The 19,458-nt window shown below is 66.0% G+C and carries 18 protein-coding genes; 3 read left to right on the top strand and 15 right to left on the bottom strand.

The annotated features are described in order from the left end of the window. Positions 1-4: 4 nt before the first annotated feature. From thrS to CU669_RS11980, 4 genes are all read right to left on the bottom strand, one after another. Entirely contained in the window at positions 5-1,921 is a 1,917-nt protein-coding gene (gene thrS, locus CU669_RS11965; protein WP_112144959.1) for a threonine--tRNA ligase, read from the bottom strand. A 65-nt stretch (positions 1,922-1,986) separates the two neighbouring features. After that, positions 1,987-2,892 carry a metallophosphoesterase gene (locus tag CU669_RS11970; RefSeq protein ID WP_161539656.1) on the bottom strand — a complete coding sequence of 302 codons (906 nt, stop codon included), beginning with the start codon at positions 2,890-2,892 and terminating at the stop codon, positions 1,987-1,989. After that, positions 2,889-3,815 carry a glycosyltransferase family 9 protein gene (locus tag CU669_RS11975; RefSeq protein WP_112144963.1) on the bottom strand — a complete coding sequence of 309 codons (927 nt, stop codon included), beginning with the start codon at positions 3,813-3,815 and terminating at the stop codon, positions 2,889-2,891. Before CU669_RS11975 ends, CU669_RS11970 begins: the two co-directional genes overlap by 4 nt. Further along, the gene (locus CU669_RS11980; protein WP_112145104.1) at positions 3,812-5,029 is read right to left on the bottom strand and encodes a glycosyltransferase family 4 protein; all 1,218 of its coding nucleotides are present in this window, start codon (positions 5,027-5,029) and stop codon (positions 3,812-3,814) included. The genes CU669_RS11975 and CU669_RS11980 overlap by 4 nt, the downstream gene beginning before the upstream one ends. A 28-nt stretch (positions 5,030-5,057) precedes the next feature. Between CU669_RS11980 and CU669_RS11985 the strand changes: the two genes are divergently transcribed. Both CU669_RS11985 and CU669_RS11990 read left to right on the top strand, forming a co-directional pair. Next, positions 5,058-5,852 carry an alpha/beta hydrolase gene (locus CU669_RS11985; RefSeq protein ID WP_112144965.1) on the top strand — a complete coding sequence of 265 codons (795 nt, stop codon included), beginning with the start codon at positions 5,058-5,060 and terminating at the stop codon, positions 5,850-5,852. Positions 5,853-5,923: 71 nt separating this feature from the next. Beyond that, positions 5,924-6,337, top strand: a complete 414-nt coding sequence (locus CU669_RS11990; RefSeq protein WP_112144967.1) for a hypothetical protein — start codon at positions 5,924-5,926, stop codon at positions 6,335-6,337. 2 nt (positions 6,338-6,339) lie between these two features. Here CU669_RS11990 and CU669_RS11995 read toward each other — a convergent pair whose 3' ends face one another. The 11 genes from CU669_RS11995 to queA all read right to left on the bottom strand — a co-directional run bounded on the left by CU669_RS11995 (position 6,340) and on the right by queA (position 18,398). Then, positions 6,340-6,561: a hypothetical protein gene (locus CU669_RS11995; RefSeq protein WP_112144969.1), complete on the bottom strand. Its 222-nt coding sequence runs from the start codon at positions 6,559-6,561 to the stop codon at positions 6,340-6,342. 128 nt (positions 6,562-6,689) lie between these two features. Continuing rightward, positions 6,690-8,249: a DHA2 family efflux MFS transporter permease subunit gene (locus tag CU669_RS12000; protein WP_112144971.1), complete on the bottom strand. Its 1,560-nt coding sequence runs from the start codon at positions 8,247-8,249 to the stop codon at positions 6,690-6,692. Positions 8,250-8,400: 151 nt separating this feature from the next. After that, entirely contained in the window at positions 8,401-9,432 is a 1,032-nt protein-coding gene (locus tag CU669_RS12005) for an HlyD family secretion protein (protein ID WP_112144973.1), read from the bottom strand. A gap of 65 nt (positions 9,433-9,497) precedes the next feature. Next, the gene (locus tag CU669_RS12010; RefSeq protein WP_161539657.1) at positions 9,498-9,902 is read right to left on the bottom strand and encodes a type II toxin-antitoxin system VapC family toxin; all 405 of its coding nucleotides are present in this window, start codon (positions 9,900-9,902) and stop codon (positions 9,498-9,500) included. Then, on the bottom strand, positions 9,899-10,126 hold the full coding sequence (locus CU669_RS12015) for a type II toxin-antitoxin system Phd/YefM family antitoxin (protein ID WP_112145106.1): 228 nt from the start codon (positions 10,124-10,126) through the stop codon (positions 9,899-9,901). Before CU669_RS12015 ends, CU669_RS12010 begins: the two co-directional genes overlap by 4 nt. 50 nt (positions 10,127-10,176) lie before the next feature. Continuing rightward, positions 10,177-11,208 (bottom strand): alpha/beta hydrolase, encoded by a 1,032-nt coding sequence (locus tag CU669_RS12020; RefSeq protein ID WP_112144977.1) that lies wholly within the window; start codon positions 11,206-11,208, stop codon positions 10,177-10,179. A gap of 69 nt (positions 11,209-11,277) precedes the next feature. Continuing rightward, a complete protein-coding gene (locus CU669_RS12025) occupies positions 11,278-13,752 on the bottom strand; it encodes a PAS domain-containing sensor histidine kinase (RefSeq protein WP_112144979.1) in 2,475 nt (824 codons plus the stop codon). Positions 13,753-13,953: 201 nt separating this feature from the next. Next, positions 13,954-14,841 carry an S-methyl-5'-thioadenosine phosphorylase gene (locus CU669_RS21630; protein WP_205119447.1) on the bottom strand — a complete coding sequence of 296 codons (888 nt, stop codon included), beginning with the start codon at positions 14,839-14,841 and terminating at the stop codon, positions 13,954-13,956. 620 nt (positions 14,842-15,461) lie between these two features. Continuing rightward, positions 15,462-15,968: a hypothetical protein gene (locus tag CU669_RS12035; protein ID WP_112144983.1), complete on the bottom strand. Its 507-nt coding sequence runs from the start codon at positions 15,966-15,968 to the stop codon at positions 15,462-15,464. A gap of 10 nt (positions 15,969-15,978) precedes the next feature. Continuing rightward, positions 15,979-17,106, bottom strand: a complete 1,128-nt coding sequence (tgt, locus tag CU669_RS12040; RefSeq protein WP_112145108.1) for a tRNA guanosine(34) transglycosylase Tgt — start codon at positions 17,104-17,106, stop codon at positions 15,979-15,981. A 254-nt stretch (positions 17,107-17,360) separates the two neighbouring features. After that, entirely contained in the window at positions 17,361-18,398 is a 1,038-nt protein-coding gene (gene queA, locus CU669_RS12045; protein WP_112144985.1) for a tRNA preQ1(34) S-adenosylmethionine ribosyltransferase-isomerase QueA, read from the bottom strand. Positions 18,399-18,483: 85 nt separating this feature from the next. Here queA and pip point away from each other — a divergent pair, with 85 nt between their 5' ends. Then, positions 18,484-19,428 carry a prolyl aminopeptidase gene (gene pip / locus CU669_RS12050; protein ID WP_112144987.1) on the top strand — a complete coding sequence of 315 codons (945 nt, stop codon included), beginning with the start codon at positions 18,484-18,486 and terminating at the stop codon, positions 19,426-19,428. The last annotated feature ends 30 nt before the right edge of the window (positions 19,429-19,458 follow it).

Here is a 19,458-nt window from a genome sequence, read left to right on the forward strand (position 1 = left end):
CGTATCACGCGGGTGGGGCAGCCTCGCGGCTAAGTGTAGCGACTGCTTGATCCAGCGCAACAATTTCTTGGTCCTGGCTTCCCAGCCTGCGCATGGCGACCGAGCGATTCTCCGCCTCGCGCTTGCCGACCACCAGCATCACCGGCACCTTGGCCACCGAGTGCTCGCGGACCTTGTAGTTGATCTTCTCGTTGCGCAGGTCCAATTCGACGCGGAGTCCGGCGGCTTTCAGGGCGGCGGCCGCCTCGGCGGCGAAGTCGTCGGCGTCCGAGACGATGGTCGCGACCACCACCTGGGTGGGCGCCAGCCACAGCGGGAAGCGGCCCGCGAAATTCTCGATCAGGATGCCGAGGAAGCGTTCGAACGAACCCAGGATGGCCCGGTGCAGCATGACCGGGCGCTTCTTGGCGCCGTCCTCGGCCACATAGGCGGCGTCGAGACGTTCGGGCAGCACGAAGTCCACCTGCAGGGTGCCGCACTGCCAATCGCGGCCGATGGCGTCGCGCAGGACGAATTCCAGCTTGGGGCCGTAGAAGGCGCCCTCGCCCGGATTGAGCACGGTTTCCAGACCGGCGGCCTTGGAGGCTTCCAGCAGCGCGCTTTCCGCCTTGTCCCAGGTCTCGTCGGACCCGGCCCGCTTGGCCGGACGGTCGGAGAACTTGACCCGCACATCGGTGAAGCCGAAATCGGTGTAGACCTCCTTCAGCAACTGGCAGAAGGCGATGGTCTCCGAGGTGATCTGGTCCTCGGTGCAGAAGATATGGGCGTCGTCCTGGGTGAAGGCGCGCACCCGCATGATGCCGTGCAGGGCACCCGACGGCTCGTAGCGATGGCAGGAGCCGAACTCGGCCATGCGCAGCGGCAAGTCGCGATAGCTCTTGATGCCCTGGCGGAAGATCTGCACATGGCAGGGGCAGTTCATGGGCTTGACCGCCAGGTGACGGTCGTCCTGGGTGGTGATGGTGAACATGGATTCGGAGAACTTGTCGGCGTGGCCCGAGGCCTCCCACAGGGAGAAGTCCACCAACTGCGGCGTCTTGACCTCCTGGTAGTCGTTGGCCTCGAGACGGCGGCGCATATAGGCCTCGACGGCGCGGTACAGCGTCCAGCCCTTCTTGTGCCAGAACACCGAGCCCGCCGCCTCCTCCTGCTGGTGGAACAGCTCCATCTCGCGGCCCAGGCGGCGATGGTCGCGCTTTTCCGCCTCTTCCAGCATGTGGAGATAGGCGTCCAGCTCCTTCTTGTCGAACCAGGCGGTGCCGTAGATGCGCTGAAGCATCTCGTTCCGGGAATCGCCACGCCAATAGGCCCCGGCCAGCTTCATCAGCTTGAAGGCCTTGCCCAGCTTGCCGGTGGACGGCAGATGGGGGCCACGGCACAGATCGATGAACTTACCCTGGCGATACAGGCCGATCTTCTGGTCGGACGGGATGGAGGCGATGATCTCCGCCTTGTATTTCTCGCCCAGCCCCTCGAAGAATTTGACGGCCTCGTCGCGGTCCCATTCCTCCCGCGTGATGGCCTCGTCGCGGTCGACGATCTCGGCCATGCGCTTCTCGATCTTTTCCAGATCCTCCGGCCCGAACGGGGTCGGCCGCGCGAAGTCGTAGTAAAAGCCGTTCTCGATGGAGGGGCCGATGGTCACCTGGGTCTCGGGATACAGCTCCTTGACCGCCTCGGCCATGACGTGGGCGGCGTCGTGGCGCAGCAGTTCCAGCGCGTCCTGGCCGCTTTTCGCGGTGATGATGGACAGCTTGACGTCGCGGTCCAGCAGGACGGAGAGATCCTTCATGGCGCCGTCCACCGTCACCGCCAGAGCCGCCTTGGCCAGACCGGGGCCGATGGACTTGGCCACGTCGAGGCCGGTCACCGGGTGATCGAACTGACGGACGGAACCGTCGGGCAGGGTAATGGCGACCATGGGACTCTCACTTGCGACAGGAACGAAAACGGGGGATGCAGTTTCTACGGCGAAACCCAGGGAAGTCAAGGCGCGCGCCGCAAGGTGATCAACGCCATCTCGGGGCGGGAGTTGAAGCGGACCGGCGGATCGGACGAGCCCAGCCCGGTGCTGGTATAGCCGCGCATGCCGCGATGGCGCCACGCCCCCGCCGCCAAGGCCCGGTGGGACTGGGTGGCGGTGAAGATGGGCATGCCGCCCGGCAGGCAGATCTGGCCGCCATGGGTATGGCCGGCCAGGTAGAGGTTCACCCCCGCCGCCGCCGCGTGGTCGGCGTATTCCGGGCTATGGATGACGGCGATGCGATATCCTTCGGGCGCCTGGCGCAAGGCCTGCTCCGCCGCCTCGGTGTAGAAGGAGTGGATGTCGTCCAGCCCGATCAGAACCAGACGGGCGCCCCCCCGTTCCACCGTCACGTGGCGATTGATCAGTATCTCCACCCCCAGGGCCTCCATCTCGGGCACCAGATCGTGACGATCGTGATTGCCGAGCACGCCGTAAAGCGGGCGCATGGCCGCCAAGACGGCAAGCAGCGGCGACATCAGGCGGGCGGCTTCACGCGCGGGGGGCTTGGCGAAAATCTGGTAGTCGCCGCCCAGAATGCAAAGATCGAAATCCAGCGCGGGCACCCGCTCGGCCGCCTCCACCATGACTCTCGGGGTATTGAGGGCATGCAGATCGGAGAGAAAGAGAATCTTGAAGCCGTCGAAGTCCTGGGGCAGGGCCGGGTCGGCGATTTCCACCGCGTGGAGCCGCACATCATGGGCATTGCGCAAGCCCCAATCGAAGAGGCCCAGCCGCCGGAAGAACCGGCCCATGGTCCCGGCCATTTTCTCATGATTGAGATTCTGGCGCTGGCCCGTGACGCTTTGGCGGCGATGCTCGGTCTGGAGGATGGCCTCCATGCGCTTGCGCCGTTCCAGCCAAGTCATGGCTCGATCATTCTGCTCAATGCGGCTTCCACCTCGGCTGCGTCCAGATCGGCAAGACACGGCCTGCGCAACACCGTCACCTTGCCGCGCGGCGCGCATAGCGCCGGATCGGAATCGTGGGAGAACAGCACCACCGACGGGCAGCCGCCCATGGCGATCAGATGCATGGGGCCGGTATCGTTGCCGACCGCCGCCAACGCGTCGCGGGCCAGGGCGACGATATCCAGGGTCGAGGTGCGCCCGGCCAGATCGGCGGCATCGGGACACAAAGCGCGGATGGCTTTGATCTCGTCGGCCTCTTTCTCGGTGCCCAGCAGCACCGGCTGCACCTGACGCTCCGCCAGCCACGCGCATAGGGCGGCGAAGCGCTCGGACGGCCAGCGCTTCGCGGGCCGGTGGGCCGCCCCGCCGGAACAGATCAGCGCGAAGGGATGCGACAGGCCGTATCGGGAAATATCGCTCTTGACCCAGGACAGGTCGGGCGGCGGCACCTCGGTGATGCCGATCACGGCCAATTGCTCGCGCTGGCGCTCGATGGTGTGCATGGCGTCACGCCGGGGATTGGCATGGGGATGCGAGCAGCCCGGCGCGATTCCCGACCACTCCACCGCCTTGCCCAGCAGCCGGAAATAGCTGGAGGAACGGTCCGAGGTCTGGAGGTCGTAGACCCGGTCGAACCGACCGTCGCGCAGCATCGCGCGCAGCCGCAGCATGCTGGGCAACTGCCAGGGCTTCGGCTTGTCGTCCAGCCGCACCTGATCGAACCACGGGCAGGCCAGGGCGAGATCGGCGAAGGGCTTGGTGGTCAGCAAGGTGATATGGGCGCCGGGATGATGCGCCCTGATGGCGGAAAACGGCCCCATGGCCTGAACGAAATCGCCCAGGGCGCCCAGCTTTATCACCAGAATTCGGCGAATGGTCATGACGTGCCGGAGGCGAGGCCCAGAACCTCCCGGTAGACCGCGATGGTCTGGGCACACATGGTTTCCTTGGTGAAATTGGCTCGCACATGCTCGATGGCGTCTTGCGCCATGCCGGCGCGCTCTTCCGCCGACAGGGCCAGGAAGCGGTCCAGAGCCTGGGCCAGGGCCTCGGCGTCGCCGGGCGCGGTCAGCCAGCCGGTGCGGCCGGGCATCACCGTCTCGCCGGTGGCGCCGTGGGCGGTGACGATGACGGGGCGGCCCATGGCCTGGGCTTCCACCGCCACCCGGCCGAATGCCTCGGGATCGGTGGAGGCCGATACCACCACGTCGGTCAGCATATAGGCGGCGGGCATGTCGTTGCATTCGTCGGTCAGGTGGACCACGTCCACCAGATCGCGGCGTCGCACCAATGCCTCCAATTCCTCGCGATAGCCGGTGCGGCCCTGGTCGGAGCCCACCAGCAGGCAGCGCACGTCGTGGCGGCCCAGCAGGGCCAAGGCCTCGATCAGCACCGACTGACCCTTCCACCGGGTCAGGCGGCCGGGCAGCATGATCACCCGATGACCATCGGGCAGCCGCCACTTCTGCGCCAGTTGAATGATGCGCTCGGGACTGACCCTGGCTGGATCGAAGCGGTTAAGGTCGATGCCGCGATGGACCACCCGAATGCGGTCGGGGTCCAGGCCATAAACCCGCCTGGCATGCTCGGCGATGAATTCCGAGATGGCGATCACCCGCTCGCCCCTGGTCATCACCGCGTTGTAGCGGTTCTTCAGGCCGAAATAGCCGCCGGTATTGTAGGTGCCGTGAAAGGTGGTGAGAAAGTGGCAGCCGGTGCGCTCCGCCGCCATCAGGGCGCTCCAGGCCGGGGCGCGGGACCGGGCGTGCAGGATGTCGACGTTGCGGTTGGCCACGATTTCGGCCAGCCGGTCGGCATTGCGGCGGATCACCAGCGGATTCTTGCTGGCCAGCGGCAGCGTGATGTGTTCGGCGCCGCAGCGCGACAATTCGCGGGCCATGGGGCCGCCCTCGGAGGCCACGATGGCCGTCCAGCCAGCCGCCGCCAGCGCCGCCGCCATGTCCACCGCGCCGCGTTCGACCCCGCCGGTCACCAGCGCGGGCAATACCTGCAACACCACGGGAGGACGGCCGTCGCCCGGAAGGGGTTGACGGAGTTCGGCCGAGGGCGCATCGATGGAAGTGGCTTGGTCCATTTGCATAGGATAAAGGCGAGCTCTTGCCATGACGGGTGACGATGATAACGGCGGGCGGTCCGTCGGGGGCGGGATATTATCACGCCCCGACGGCGCGACAATCGCATACCACAGTTTCGAGGGCAAAAAACCCGGCGTGGTGTTCCTGCATGGCTATCATTCCGATATGACCGGCAGCAAGGCCATGGCCCTGGAAGATCTGTGCCGAGGCCAAGGCCGCGCCTTCCTGCGCTTCGATTATTTCGGCCACGGGCAATCCTCGGGCGACGTCATGCACGGCACGGTTGGACGCTGGGCCGAGGATGCGGTGGCGGTGATCGACGCGCTGACCGAAGGCCCACTGGTGCTGGTGGGGTCCAGCCTGGGCGGCTGGATTTCCTTGCTGGCCGCCCTGGAACGCCGTGACCGGGTGGTCGGTCTGGTGGGCGTCGCCGCCGCCCCCGACTTCACCGAGGATCTGATGTGGCAGGATTTCAGCTTCGAGCAGCGGCGCCAATTGCTGGAAAAGGGCGAGATCAGCCTGCCCAATTGCTATGAGCCGGAAAATCCCTGGCGGGTGCACCGCCGCCTGATCGAGGACGGCCGCAATCATCTGTTGCTGCGCGACGTCATCAATCTGTCCTGCCCGGTGCGGCTGATTCACGGGCAGTTGGATGCGGACGTGCCGTGGCGCACCGCGCTCCAGATCGCCGACAGCCTGACGGCGGCCGATGTGGAGATCATCCTGGTCAAGGACGGCGAGCATCGATTGTCGCGGGACGCCGATATGGAGAGGCTGCGGACCGTCGTCGACGGCCTGTTGCGGGCCATACCTGAGTCTTAGGGGAAAGACCCTAGTTCCGCCGCCGCGAAATCCACGTTAACTTAGCGCTTGGTCAGTTTGCGGATAGGGTCATGACGCGCGCGACGTTCCTTTTTTCGGTCCTGGGCCTCGCCCTAGGCGGCTGCTCCTTCGTCAGCCCCGACCTCAGTGTCGAGGCGCTGAAGGCCAACGCCGAAGCCCAGTCCATCTTCACCATTTCGGTGGCGCCGGATCAGGCCTGCGCCAAGACCGCCCGCATGCTGATGTGGTGCGCCAGCGGTCCCAATTTCCATTATCGCTGCGACGCCGCGCCGGGCGGCGCCCGCTCGGAATTGACCGGAACGCTGGAAGCCGTCTACCGCACCGAATACTTCATGGTCACCGAATTCGCCAAGGGGCCGACCGGCACCACGGTCACCGTGCGCCAACGCAAAAGCGTCCTGGTCCACGATTATGGGCCGATCATCGAGAAGTATTTCACCAAACCCGATTGCCAGCCGCGTTAACGCTATTTGCGGATGGGCTTGAACATCTCGGGGTCCAGCAACATGCTGACGGCAACCGTCATGGTGCGGCCACTGCCCTGGTCGATCAGGCGGGCATGCCGAGGGATATCGGGGTAGTCGAACAGGCGTTCCACCACCCAATCGGCACCATAGGTTCCGATCTTGCGAAAGACATCGCCGGAAGCGATTTCGGGCACGCCCCGATTGCCGAAGAACAGACTCATACGTCCTGGACGGCCCCAAGGGCCGCCATCGAAAATACCAGCATTTCCCAGCTGCGGATCGCTCCGCAGTCCCTGAATTCCCCGTCCCGGACGAGGGTTTACACGCTCGGAAGCTGAAAAGTCGAGAGCTAATGTCCGCCGCTGTCGGCGCTGGGATGGGAAACCGGCTGGAGAAGGGGCAGCAGCAGCAGCCCAAGGACGAAGACCGAGGCCATCACCATCAACGCATCGGCGAAGGCGATGGTCATGGCTTCCCGCCGGGTCAACTGCCATAGCAGTTTGAGGGCGCCGGCCTCGGCACCGCCGCCCAGCATGGGCTCCAGATGCTCGGCGAGCCCGCTCAGCATTCCGACCGCCGCGCCGCTGGCCGAGGTCAGGCCTTCGGACAGGCGGCTCATATGGAGGTCGAGACGGTGAGTCAGCACCGTGTTGATCACCGCCAGCCCGATGGCGCCGCCCAGATTGCGCATCAGGTTATAAAGTCCCGAGGCGTTCTGGACCTGTTGCGGCGGCAGATGTCCCAGGGCCACCGCGTTGATGGGCACGAAACAGAACATCAGCGACAGCCCGCGCACCGCCTGGGGCAGGAACATCTCCCAATAGCCCCATTCCGAGGTCAGCGCCGAATTCAGCCACAGCCCGCCGCCGAACAGCGCCAACCCCATCCCCAGCATGTAGCGCAGGTCCATATGCTTGGCCAGATTGCCCGCCAGGGGCGCCGAAAGCGCCTGGAACAGGCCGGTCACCATCATGGTGGTCCCGATCTCCAGCGCCGAATAGCCGCGCACCCGACCAAGGTAGAGCGGCACGATATAGACCGACCCATACAGTCCGATGCCGATGATGAAGCTGTAAAGGCAGCCCACCGCGAAATTGCTGTCGGCGAAGGCTTTCAAATCCACCACCGGATGGGCGGCCGTCAGTTCCCGCCAGATGAAGGCCAGACCGGCCGAGGCCGAGATCAGGGACATGATCACGATGCGCCGGTCGGTGAACCAATCGTCGCCGGGGCCCTCCTCCAGCACATATTGCAGCGAGCCGAGGAACACGGCCACCAGCAGGATTCCCGCCAGATCGAAGCCCTTCAACATGGAGAGCTGCGGCTTGTCGCGGCGCCCGAAGCTCATCACCATGGTGGCGACGACGACGCCGGGCACCACGTTGATCAGGAACAGCCAGTGCCAGCTCCAGCTCTCGGTCAGCCAGCCGCCCAGGGTCGGGCCGATGGTGGGCGCCATGGTGGCAACAAGGCCGATCACCACGGACAGACCGGCCTGCAGCCTGGGCGGAAAGATCATATAGGTGGTGGCGAAGACGGTGGGGATCATGGCGCCGCCAAGGAAACCCTGGATCGCCCGGAAGACGATCATGGATTCGATGCTCCACGAGAAGGCGCAAGCCGCGCTGGCCACCGTGAAGGTGATGCAGGAGGCGAAGAACAGATAGCGGGTGGAGACCAGCCGGGCGGCCCAGCCCGACAGCGGAATCATCACCACCTCGGCGATCAGGTAGGAGGTCTGGACCCAACTGACCTCGTCGGCCGAGGCGGAAATGCCCGCCTGGATCTGGGCGATGGAACTGGCGACGATCTGGATATCCAGGATGGCCATGAACATGCCCAGCACCATGGACAGGAATCCGAGCCAGTCACGCAAGGTGACGACCCTGTCTTCGGGGCGGGTGTTCATGGTGCAAGTCCCTCAATCGCCGGGCGCTCGCTCCGCGAGCTTGGCTTTCGCGCCACGCGGCGCGCCGGCCCTTGGCCGCACCTCCCTTCGGTCGATCTCCCTCTCCCTGAGGGAGAGGGGCGGGGTGAGGGGGAAGTGTGTCCGCCCGTCCTCATGACGACGAATCCCGGGTATCGACCTTGACCTCCACCGACATGCCGGGCCGCAGCATGCCCTTCAGCGCGTTGTCGTCGGCGGGCAGGATGCGCACCGGCACCCGCTGCACCACCTTGGTGAAGTTGCCGGTGGCGTTTTCCGCGGGCAGCAGGCTGAACTTGGACCCGGTGGCGGGGGCGAAACTGTCGAGGCGGCCTTGGATCACCTGGCCGGGAAAGGCGTCGACCCGGATTTCCACCTTCTGGCCCGGCTTCATGCGGGCCAACTGGGTTTCCTTGAAATTGGCGTCGATCCACACCCGGTCCAGCGGAACCACCGCCAGCAGCATCTGACCGGGGCGCACATACTGGCCGTCACGAGCGGCGCGATTGCCGAGCACCCCATCGACGGGCGAGCGGATGACGGTGGCGTCAAGATCGCTTTCGGCCAGGGTCAGGGCGGCCTTGGCCTGCTCCATCTGGGCCTGGATCATGACCTTTTCCGAGGCCAACACCGCCAGTTGGCGCTGGGCGGCCTGCAATCCGGCGCCCGAGCCGGTCAGACCGGCCTGGGCCTTGGCGGCGTCGGCGGCGGTGATGTCGTAGCGCTGGCGGCTGACGAAGTCCTCCTTCACCAGCCGCTGGCTGCGTTCGAAATCGGCCTTGGCGCGGATGACGTCGGCGCGGGCCGCCGTGATGGAGGCGCCCGACTGGGAGATCAGCGCCACCTGCACCGCATGACGATCCTCCACCTGGATCAACTGGGCCATGCGGGCGGCGATCTGGGCGCGGGCCTCGTCCACCTTGGCGCGGTAGTCGCGGTCGTCGATGCGGACCAGCACATCGCCCTTGGCGACGGGCCTATTGTCGCCGCCGGGCAAGGACACCACATAGCCCGCCACCTTGGGCACCATGGCGGTGATGTCGCCGTCCACATAGGCGTCGTCGGTGGATTCGATCCAGCGCCATTCGGCCATCCAGCGGCTGGTGGCCCAGCCCCCCACGGCGATGACGGCAACGGCGGCGGCAAGGAGGACAGGCTTCTTCATGGCGATGCGCCCGATACTGAACTAGACTGGACGGTTCAGTTTATATCGCAGCCATGGCGCAAGAGTCAACGGCGCGCATCGATTCTGACGACACGCCCTTCCCAGGCGAGGAGCCGCTCATCGGCGGTGACCAAAGCCGCGTCATGACGCAGGGCGGTCGATAGGATCAGCCGGTCGGCGGGGTCCGGGTGCAGTGCCTCCAGATCCACGGATTCGACGGCGATGCCCCCATCGACGGCAAACTCCTGGATACCCAGGGCCAGGACACTCCTTCGCCATGCGGCGGCCCCCACCCCCAAGTCAAGACGCCCCTTGCGGATCAGAATGGCGATCTCCCAGAAGGTGATGGCGCAAACCGCCAGATTATCCGCCTTATGGGCTTGATGAATATGTTCTTTCGCCGCTTGGCCCAGACCGCTGCCCTGCAATAGCCAGACAAGGGCATGGGTATCGAGAAGCGTCGGACTCACGCCATGACCTCCCAAGCCTCGGCGGTTGGGGACATGATGTCGCCGTGAACATGGATGGAGTCCTTCATGATGCCGAACAAGCTGTCAGGCTTGCTTGACAGCGGCGCGAGTCGCGCCACGGGAACACCGTTCTTGGTGATGATGACCGACTCGCCCGTTTGAGCGACCTCATCCATCAGCTGAAGACATTTGGCCTTGAACTCGCCCGCCTTGACGATGTGCATGCGTCCCTCCATGACCATGGTCGTGACCATAGTATCACGGAGCGCCCCTTTTAAGGAATGGGCGCCTCGATGAATTCCTGGACGGCTTGATAGAGCTGTCGCCGATTGGCCTCGAACAGCGCGGCATGACTGCTTTCGCCCACCATGACATAGCGCTTGAACGAGGCGTGGGTCAGCGTGTTGAACACCACCAAGCCCATGGCGGGCGGCGCCTCGGCATCCCATTCGCCCTGAATCACCAGCACGGGCGACGAAACCAACTCGGGATTCCAACGCGGCTTGCCCGAGGCCCAGTATTTCATGGTGTCGAGCACCACCCCGTTGGGAGCACGGACGGTTCCCGGCACCGCCGGTTCGGAATCGCTGGCCAGGGTCGTGGTCACCCAGGCATTGAACACCGATTTGGGCAGCACCGTGTCGCGTTTGTCCGCGGGCACCCCCTTCAACCAGATATCGCGGGCATGGCGGGGATCGGCGTTGCGCCAAGCGGGCACCTTCGCCATCTCGGCGCTCGACGGCGGGGCGACGTTGCGCAGCCATTGCGGCGCATAGAGGACCAGCCGCCCCACCCGCTCGGCGGAGGTCGAGGCATAGGTTCCCGCCACCGTGGCGCCCCAGGACCAGCCCACGAGAGTCAATTGCTGGGAATTACGGCGAGACAAGATGAAATCCACCGCCGAGGACAGGTCTTCCACCGCCTGGATCGTATCGACGATGGGCGCATTGGCCTCGGGCGTCTGCTTCATTTCGGGCGGACGGGTGGATTTGCCATAGCCGCGAATATCAAGGGAATAGACGTCGTAGCCCTGCTCGGCCAGCCAATCCATCCAGCTTTTGCCGTCGATGGGGAAATCGAAGGAGGAATGGGCGGGATAGGATGCGCCGTGAATGAACAGGACGGTCCGTTCCGGCTTCACGCTGTAAAGGGCCTCGGGATGCTTGTTACGGAGGTAAAGTTCCACATTCGGCTGCTTGGACGAAATCTTGAACTCTTCGCTCACCACCGTCACCGCCCAAGACGGCTGCGACAGCCCAAGACACATGCCGACCACTGCCACCAAACGCTTCAGCCCAAGCTTCATGTCTGCATCCTCCCGTCCGCTTGACGGCATGATGACGGGACGGGCAGACGGAGTAAAGCCACCCTCGACTTAAGTTAGACCCTCGCCAGTGGGAAGCCGGACGGTCACCGTGGTTCCCTCCCCCGGCGCAGAGGCGATCTCCATGCGGCCGCCATGCAGATCGACGAAGCGTTCCACCAGGGCCAGTCCAAGGCCGGCCGCCGGTCCGCCGCCGACCGGCACCACCTCGGAGCGGCGACGGTAGGCGTCACCGCCGAAGATGCGGGCTTGCTCCTCGGCGCTCATGCCGGGGCCGGAATCCGTGATGGTGAAGGCGATTTCCGCCGGACGCCGCTCGGCGCCCACCCACACCTTGCCGCCCGCCTCGGAATCCTTCACCGCGTTGCCGATCAGATTGAACAAGACCTGCTTGAGGCGGCGTTCGTCGGCGACAATCCAGCCCATGTCCAGCGGGCAGTCGAATTCCAGCGACAGCTTCTTCTCGCGCACCCTTTCGCGCACCAGCCCAAGAACCGCCGACAGCATGGGGTGGACGTCGACGGTGTCCAGTTCCAGCCGCATCTGTCCCGCGTCGATGGCGGCGAGGTCCAGGATATCGGAAATCAGCGTCTGCAACCCCTGGCCCGCCTCGGTGATGCCCTTGGCGTAATCGTGCTGGCGCTTGTTGAGCTTGCCGAAATACTCGGCCGACAGCATCTCGGAAAAGCCGATGACGGTGGTCAGCGGCTTCCGGACCTCGGCCGAGACATTGGCGATGAACTCGCTTTTCAGCATGTCGGCGGCGGCCAGGGCCTCGTTGCGCTCGCGCAGCGCTTTCTCCACTCGGGCGGTGTCGGTGACGTCCAGCCAGGTCAGCAGCATGGCCCCATCGGGCAAGGGCACCGAGGTAAAATCGACGATGGTGTCGTCGAACCGTTCCAGCCTGCCTTCACGGGGGACGCGATCATTGAACAGGGCGATCAGCCGGTCGCGCACCAGCGGCCAGTCTGAGGCGCGGTCGGGCCTGCCCTCGAAATAGGGGCGATGCGCCTCCACCAGTTCGGCCAGATGGGGTTCGCCCGCCAGATTGGCGTCGGCCAATCCCCAGATGCGGCCGAAGGCCGGGTTGTAGAGGCGCAGCCTGCCGTCGCCCTTGAACACCGCCACGCCCTCGTGCAGATGGTCCAGGGTTTCGCGCTGCACCGCCAGCATGGTGTTGAACGAGCGTTCCAGCGCCAGGGTGTCGGTGACGTCCTCATAGGTGAAGATCAGCCCGCCATAGGGATGGGCCGAGATCATGCGGCGCAGGGTGCGGCCGTCGGGGAGGTGCAGCAGGGTCTCGGCGGCGTCGATCAGCGAGATGAAGCGCTTCAGCTCGTCTTCCTTATAGGCGCGGTAATCGGCCACCTCGGGCAACAGGCGGCGTTCGCGCAAGCTGTCTAGAACCGCGCCATAGGTGGGCTGCGCCGCCAGCCAATCGGATTCCAACCGCCACAGCCGCATGAAGGCGGTGTTGAAGAAGGTCAGCCGCGTGTCGGTGGAGAAAATGGCGATGGCGGTGGACAGATGTTCCAGCACTTCCGCATGGGCGCTGGCGTGGCGGGCCAGTTCCGCCTGCAATTCCTCGATGCGGGTCAGGTCCATGGCGAAACCGGCGGTCAGCAACTCGCCGTCGCCGGTTTCGAAGGGGGCTTCGGTGATCTCGGTGAAACGGCGCTGGCCGCCCAGCACCAGATGGAAACTCTCCGAGCGCGGCTCGCCCGCCGCGCGGGCACGGGCGGCCAAGGCGCGGGCTTCGCGCACCGAACCGTCGGAGGCCAGTTCGATCTGCCCCGCCACCGCCGCCATCGGCGAAGCGGCATCCACCGAGCGGGCATAGGCGCGGTTCACATGGACCAGCGACAGATCGTCATCGCGCACCCAGACCGGCACCGACAACACGCCCAGCAGGCCGTCGAGCCGTTCGCGTTCCGCCGCCAGCCCGTCGATGCGCTCGGCCAGTTCCTCTTCCACCGCCGCGCCCTCGGTGACGTCGTGCATCCACACCAGATCGGCCAGGGCGGCGCCGTCGGCGTTGGAGGCGCGCACACCGGCGGCGCGCACCCGGCGGCCGCCGTCGCGCAGGCCGACTTCCAACTCGAAGCCTTGGCCGTCCTGCCTCAATTGGCGCACCGCCAGATCCAGCCGGGCGGCATCGGCGGCGGCGAAGGATTCCAGCACATCCATGAAGGTCGAATCGGTGCCCGCATACAGCCCCAGCAGCACCGCCAGCCGCCGCGAGCAGAGTTCCCGCTCGGCGAGCCAGCCGTAAAAACCGTCGGGCGCCGCCAGCAGGCTTTCCAGCATGCGTTCGGCGTCGGAACCGGCCTTGACCGCCTCCTTTTCCCAATTGGCCATGCGCCAGCGCAAGAATGCCAGGGCCGCCACCGCCGGAAGCAAGACCAGCAGCGCTCCGATTCCCATGGACAAGGGGTCCAGCCAAGCCGCGGGCACCGTCGCCTCCTGGGCGACGGCGGGCGCCGACAGCGAACTCAAAACCAGGACGGCCGCGATCACCGCGCGCATTGCGTCACTCTCCCCATGCCGGGGCCAAGGTGCCGCAATGGGGCGGCGGACGCAAGTGCCGTAGGGGAAGACAGGCTCGCGCCACTTAATTCGTCACCCCCGTGAAAGCGGGGCTCCATGGTCGGAACAGCAGAGGGCAGGCCTCGAAATCGTGCCGCCTGACACATGGATTCCCGCCTTCGCGGGAATGACGATGAAATTTCAGCCTTTCAGCACCCGCCCCGCCACCGCGTCCAGCCGTCCCACCACGGCGGGGTCGCGGACCTCGCCATGGGTGATGATGGCGTTGTCGAGCGCGGTGTGGCAGCCCTTGGCGCAAGGCGCCTTGCGCCCGGTCACCTTGGGGGCCACCGTCTTGACCAGCGAGCGGGCGCGGTCGGCATTGGCCAGCAGCACCTTGACGATGGCATCCACCGTCACCGCGTCGTGATCGGGATGCCAGCAGTCGTAATCGGTGACCATGGCGACGGAGGCGTAGCACATCTCGGCCTCGCGGGCCAATTTGGCCTCGGGCATGTTGGTCATGCCGATGACGTCGCAGCCCCATTGGCGATAGAGATTGCTTTCGGCCTGGGTGGAGAACTGCGGGCCTTCCATCACCAGATAGGTGCCGCCGCGCACGCAGATGATTCCCGCCTCCTTGGCCGCCGCCTCCACCAGATCGCCCAGACGGCCGCAGACCGGATGGGCCATGCTGACATGGGCGACCAGACCGGTCTCGAAGAAGCTCTTGGTGCGCGCGAAGGTGCGGTCGATGAACTGGTCGACGATGACGAAGGTGCCGGGCGGCAGCTCCTCCTTCAACGAGCCCACCGCCGAGACAGACAGGATCTCGGTGACCCCGGCCCGCTTCATGGCGTCGATATTGGCGCGGAAGTTCAATTCCGAGGGCGGAATGCGGTGACCGCGCCCATGGCGCGGCAGAAAGACCAGCTTCTGGCCGTTCAGTTCGCCGAACAGGAATTCGTCCGAGGTCGCCCCGAACGGGCTTTCGATCCGCCGCCATTCCTTGTTGGTCAGCCCGTCGATGTCGTAGACGCCGGAGCCGCCGATGATGCCCAGAACCGGAGTGGAATGCCCGTCCGCCATGATGACCTCGCCCTTGCCTTTTGTCGCAGGGCTGGTGTTAGGACAAAACGGCGGGAGAGGCAAGGGGAGGCCGCGCCACGGCACGAAGGCGGGCACCCGGCGCCGATACTCGGCATAGGCCTCGCCGTAGCGCCGCAGCAGGCGGTGTTCCTCGCAGGCGGTGCCGATCAGCAGGTACAGGCTGCCCCAGCAGGCCGTCGCCAGTCCCAGCGGCGACAGGGCCGCTCCCCACAGGATCAGGAAGGCCCCGGCATAGAGGGGATGGCGCAGCCGTGCATGGGGGCCGTCGGTGCGCAGGCCCTCGTCGGGGGCAAGCTCGGGGTGGCGCAACTGGGTCAGGCCGCCCAGCCTGCCCAGATCGTAGAAGCGGGCCGAGGCCAGCACGATGCCCCAGCCCATGAGATGGACCACGCCGAGGGACCAGCGGGCAAGCTCGGGCATGACGAAGACGGCCCGGTCGCCCAGCAGTTTGGCGCCCAGCGCCGCCACCGCCAGGAACTGCAGGGTGGCAATCACATTGTATACAATGCGCGACCACCGCCCGAACCATGTCCGCCCCGCCAGGGCGGAATGGGTCAGGCCGAAGACCAGCCAGGCCAGACCATAGGCGGCATGGTCCATCACTCGGGGTCTTCCTCCTCGATGCCGCCGCGCCGCACCGTGGCCAGCAGGCGGGCCGCTCCCAGCCGGTCGGTGGGGTCCAGTTCCACCACCTTGGACAGCGCCTCTTCCGATTCCGCGATGCGGCCCAGCCGCGCCAGCACATAGCCGGTGGCGATCAGGGTCTGCATCAGCAGCTTGGGCAGCGGCCCCAAGGTGACGGCGGTGCCCACGAAGGCGGCGTCATGGGGCTTGACCGCTCGCCAATCCTCGCCCAGTCCCAACGCGTCGAGGGCGAAGGCGACGCAGGAGCGGGCATGGGGTAGCGCCTCGTCCAGCCGATGGCGGTAGAAATAGAACTTATAGGCGCCGATGCGCGCCGCCAGGGCATCGGGCGCCAGGGCCAGGGCTTCGCGCACCTTGGCCTCGGCCGTCGCCTCGTCGTGCCACTGCGCCCCCGCCGCTTTCAGCGCCGCCTGGGCCGCCTCGGGGAGATCGAGCGGCAATCCGTCCAGTTGGTCCAGCATGGTCCCTCCGTCACAGCGCGGCGATATCGCCTTGGGCTTCCAGTTCGGCGGCACGGGCCGCGAACGCCTCCACCCGCCCCTCGGCGATGGCGGCGCGCAGGGATCGCGTCAGATCCTGATAGGCCTGGATATTGTGCCATGTCAGCAGCATCGGCCCGAGGATTTCCTCGGAGCGGATGAGGTGATGCAGGTATGCGCGGGAATGATCGCGGCAGGCGGGGCAGGCGCAACCCTCTTCCAGCGGACGCGGATCGTCCTGGTGGCGCGCATTGCGCAGATTGACGGTGCCGCGCTTGGTGAAGGCCTGGGCGGTGCGGCCCGAGCGGGTCGGCATGACGCAGTCGAACATGTCGACGCCGCGCATCACCGCGCCGATGATGTCCGAGGGCCGCCCGACGCCCATCAGGTAGCGCGGCTTGTCCTCGGGCAGCAGCGGGGTGGTGACGTCGAGGGTGGCGAACATGGCCTCTTGCCCCTCGCCCACCGCGAGGCCGCCGATGGCATAGCCGTCAAAGCCGATCTCCAGCAGCGCCTTGGCCGATTCCGCCCGCAGATCGGGATAGATACCGCCCTGAACGATGCCGAACAGGCCATAGCCGGGACGGGGCGTGAAGGCCGCCTTGGAGCGCGCCGCCCAGCGCATGGACAGCCGCATGGACTCGGCCGCCTGTTGCGGCGTGGCGGGAAACGGGGTGCATTCGTCGAAGGCCATGGTGATGTCGGCGTCCAACTGCCGCTGGATTTCCATGGAGTTTTCCGGGGTCAGGCGATGCTTGGAGCCATCATGGTGGGACTGGAAGGTCACGCCGTCGGCATCCATCTTGCGCAGCTTGGCCAGGCTCATGACCTGGAAGCCGCCGGAATCGGTCAGGATCGGCCCCGGCCAGTTCATGAATTGGTGCAGCCCGCCCAGCCGTTCCACCCGATCGGCCCCCGGCCGCAGCATCAGATGATAAGTGTTGCCCAGCACGATCTGCGCCCCCGTGGCGGCCACCGAGCCGGGCAGCATGGCCTTCACCGTGCCCGCGGTTCCCACCGGCATGAAGGCCGGGGTGTCGATGACGCCGTGGGCGGTATGCACCCGCCCCAGCCGGGCCTGCCCGTCGGTAGCGAGAAGGTCGAACTTGAAGTCTGTCATCATCGGTGGTTTCAACTCTTTTGATCATGAACGGGCTTGCGCCACGGCCGTCCGGTTTAAATCGGCCATCGGTGGCATGGGACATGACGGTGGATTTACCACCAAGGCACCAAGGACACCAAGAGATCGACACGGTTTCTTGCTCTCCGTGTGATGACGACGCGTCTGGGGGCGACCTCTTGCTCCGCCCTCTTGGTGACTTGGTGTCTTGGTGGTGAATCATCGACAGCCGGTGGAGCGCGTCGCATGACGGATCAGGGACTCGCCTTTCGCTCCAACAGACAGGCATCGCCATAGGAATAGAACCGGTAGCCCGAGGCCTTGGCGTGTTCATAGGCCGATTTCATGCGGTCCAGCCCCATGAAGGCCGAGACCAGCATGAACAGGGTCGAGCGCGGCAGATGGAAATTGGTCATCAAGACATCCACCAGTCTGAACCGGTAGCCCGGGGTGATGAAGATATCGGTGGCGGCGTCGAAGGGATGCAGGCATCCCGTCTCATCGGCGGCGCTTTCCAGCAGGCGCGCCGAGGTGGTGCCCACCGCCACCACCCGCCCGCCCGCCGATTTGGCGGCGTTGACGGCGGCGGCGGCATCGGCGGAGATCACCCCGATCTCGGAATGCATGCGGTGGTCGGCGGTATCGTCAACCTTGACCGGCAGGAAGGTGCCCGCCCCCACATGCAGGGTCACCGTCACCCGCCTGACTCCCCTGGCGTCAAGCTCGGCCAGCAAGTCCGGGGTGAAATGCAGCCCGGCGGTGGGGGCGGCGACGGCGCCCTTGGCGCGGGCGAAGACGGTCTGGTAATCACCCTTGTCGCGCTCGTCGGCCTGGCCCTTGCGGATATAGGGCGGCAGCGGCATGCGGCCGAACTCTTCCAGCGCCGCCAACAGCGCCTCGCCCGACTGGTCGAAGCGCAGCGTGACCTCCCCCGCCTCGCCCTTTTCCACCACCGCCGCCGAGAAGCCGTGGCCGAAGTCCACCCGGTCGCCGGGCCGCAGCTTCTTGGCGGGCCGCGCGAAGGCCTTCCACGAGTCCAGGGCGACGCGCTGATGCAAGGTGACCTCGACGCCCGCCTCGCCGCGTCGGCCGAACAGGCGGGCCGGAATGACGCGGGTATCGTTGAACACCATGACATCGCCGGGCTTCAGCATTCCCGCCAGTTCGGCCACCCGACCGTCGATCAGGCCTTGGGCGCCCACATGCAGCAGCCGCGCCGAACCGCGCGGTTCGGCCGGGCGCTCGGCGATCAGTTCGCGGGGGAGATCGAAGTCGAAATCGTCCACTTTCATAAACGCGGGTTTAGGCCGCCAATTTGGTGGCGTCAATGACCGGACGAACTGGCATAGTGGGCACGACCACAGATGACGAGGCCCAATGGATCTGTTTCATCCCATCGATCCCGTCGCATCCGGGATGCTGTCGGTCGGCGATGGCCACCACGTCTACTGGGAGGTTTCCGGCAATCCGTCGGGACCGGTGGTGGTGTTTGTTCATGGCGGACCGGGGGCGGGAACGGCGCCCACCTATCGCCGCTTCTTCGACCCGTCGTTCTGGCGCATCGTGCTGTTCGACCAGCGCGGCTGCGGACGATCGCGCCCCCATGCCTCGGTGGAGGCCAACACCACCGCCCATCTGGTGGAAGACATGGAGGCGCTGCGCCGGTTCCTCGGCGTCGAGCGCTGGCTGCTGTTCGGCGGTTCGTGGGGCAGCACCCTGGCCCTGGCCTATGGCGAGACCCATCCGCGGAACTGCACCGGATTCGTCCTGCGCGGCGTCTTCCTGTTCCGCCCCGAGGAAGTGGACTGGTTCCTGTTCGGCATGCGGAACTTCTTCCCCGAGGCATGGCTTCGCTTCATGGATTTCCTGCCCGCCGCCGAACGCGCCGATCCGCTGGCCGCCTATATGCACCGGCTGAACGATCCCGATCCCGCCGTCCATCTGGCGGCGGCGCGGGTGTGGTGCGGCTACGAGGAAGCCTGCGCCCGCCTCTTGCCGCCACCCACGGCGCAACCTGAAACCGATGGCCCCGGCAATTTGGCCATGGCCCGCATCGAGGCCCATTACATGGTCCATGCCGGCTTCCTGGATCCCGACCAGTTGCTGCGGAACCTGGGCCGCATCCGCCACTTGCCCTGCATCATCGTCCAGGGGCGCTACGACATGGTCTGTCCGCCGGTCAGCGCCGACGATCTTGCCCGCTCCTGGCCGGGATGCAAGCTACGCCTGATCGCCGACGCCGGACATTCGGCCATGGAAATGGGAACCCGCTCGGGCCTGGTGGAAGCGGTGGAAGAGATGAAGGCGCGAATCCCGGGCTGATCACGGAACGACAGAAGCCCCGATCCATGC

This window comes from Paramagnetospirillum kuznetsovii (assembly GCF_003284725.1).
GTDB classification, from domain to species: domain Bacteria; phylum Pseudomonadota; class Alphaproteobacteria; order Rhodospirillales; family Magnetospirillaceae; genus Phaeospirillum; species Phaeospirillum kuznetsovii.

What these genes read in the sequence shown, in the direction of transcription:
- CU669_RS12035 (WP_112144983.1), bottom strand. Translation starts at nt 15,968, where the DNA reads ATGCTGGACCAACTGGACGGATTGCCGCTCGATCTCCCCGAGGCGGCC.
- pip (WP_112144987.1), top strand. Translation starts at nt 18,484, where the DNA reads ATGGATCTGTTTCATCCCATCGATCCCGTCGCATCCGGGATGCTGTCG.
- CU669_RS12015 (WP_112145106.1), bottom strand. Translation starts at nt 10,126, where the DNA reads ATGCACATCGTCAAGGCGGGCGAGTTCAAGGCCAAATGTCTTCAGCTG.
- thrS (WP_112144959.1), bottom strand. Translation starts at nt 1,921, where the DNA reads ATGGTCGCCATTACCCTGCCCGACGGTTCCGTCCGTCAGTTCGATCAC.
- CU669_RS21630 (WP_205119447.1), bottom strand. Translation starts at nt 14,841, where the DNA reads ATGGCGGACGGGCATTCCACTCCGGTTCTGGGCATCATCGGCGGCTCC.
- CU669_RS12025 (WP_112144979.1), bottom strand. Translation starts at nt 13,752, where the DNA reads ATGCGCGCGGTGATCGCGGCCGTCCTGGTTTTGAGTTCGCTGTCGGCG.
- CU669_RS11975 (WP_112144963.1), bottom strand. Translation starts at nt 3,815, where the DNA reads ATGACCATTCGCCGAATTCTGGTGATAAAGCTGGGCGCCCTGGGCGAT.
- CU669_RS11985 (WP_112144965.1), top strand. Translation starts at nt 5,058, where the DNA reads ATGACGGGTGACGATGATAACGGCGGGCGGTCCGTCGGGGGCGGGATA.
- CU669_RS12005 (WP_112144973.1), bottom strand. Translation starts at nt 9,432, where the DNA reads ATGAAGAAGCCTGTCCTCCTTGCCGCCGCCGTTGCCGTCATCGCCGTG.
- tgt (WP_112145108.1), bottom strand. Translation starts at nt 17,106, where the DNA reads ATGACAGACTTCAAGTTCGACCTTCTCGCTACCGACGGGCAGGCCCGG.
- queA (WP_112144985.1), bottom strand. Translation starts at nt 18,398, where the DNA reads ATGAAAGTGGACGATTTCGACTTCGATCTCCCCCGCGAACTGATCGCC.
- CU669_RS11995 (WP_112144969.1), bottom strand. Translation starts at nt 6,561, where the DNA reads ATGAGTCTGTTCTTCGGCAATCGGGGCGTGCCCGAAATCGCTTCCGGC.
- CU669_RS11970 (WP_161539656.1), bottom strand. Translation starts at nt 2,892, where the DNA reads ATGACTTGGCTGGAACGGCGCAAGCGCATGGAGGCCATCCTCCAGACC.
- CU669_RS12020 (WP_112144977.1), bottom strand. Translation starts at nt 11,208, where the DNA reads ATGAAGCTTGGGCTGAAGCGTTTGGTGGCAGTGGTCGGCATGTGTCTT.
- CU669_RS12000 (WP_112144971.1), bottom strand. Translation starts at nt 8,249, where the DNA reads ATGAACACCCGCCCCGAAGACAGGGTCGTCACCTTGCGTGACTGGCTC.
- CU669_RS11990 (WP_112144967.1), top strand. Translation starts at nt 5,924, where the DNA reads ATGACGCGCGCGACGTTCCTTTTTTCGGTCCTGGGCCTCGCCCTAGGC.
- CU669_RS11980 (WP_112145104.1), bottom strand. Translation starts at nt 5,029, where the DNA reads ATGGACCAAGCCACTTCCATCGATGCGCCCTCGGCCGAACTCCGTCAA.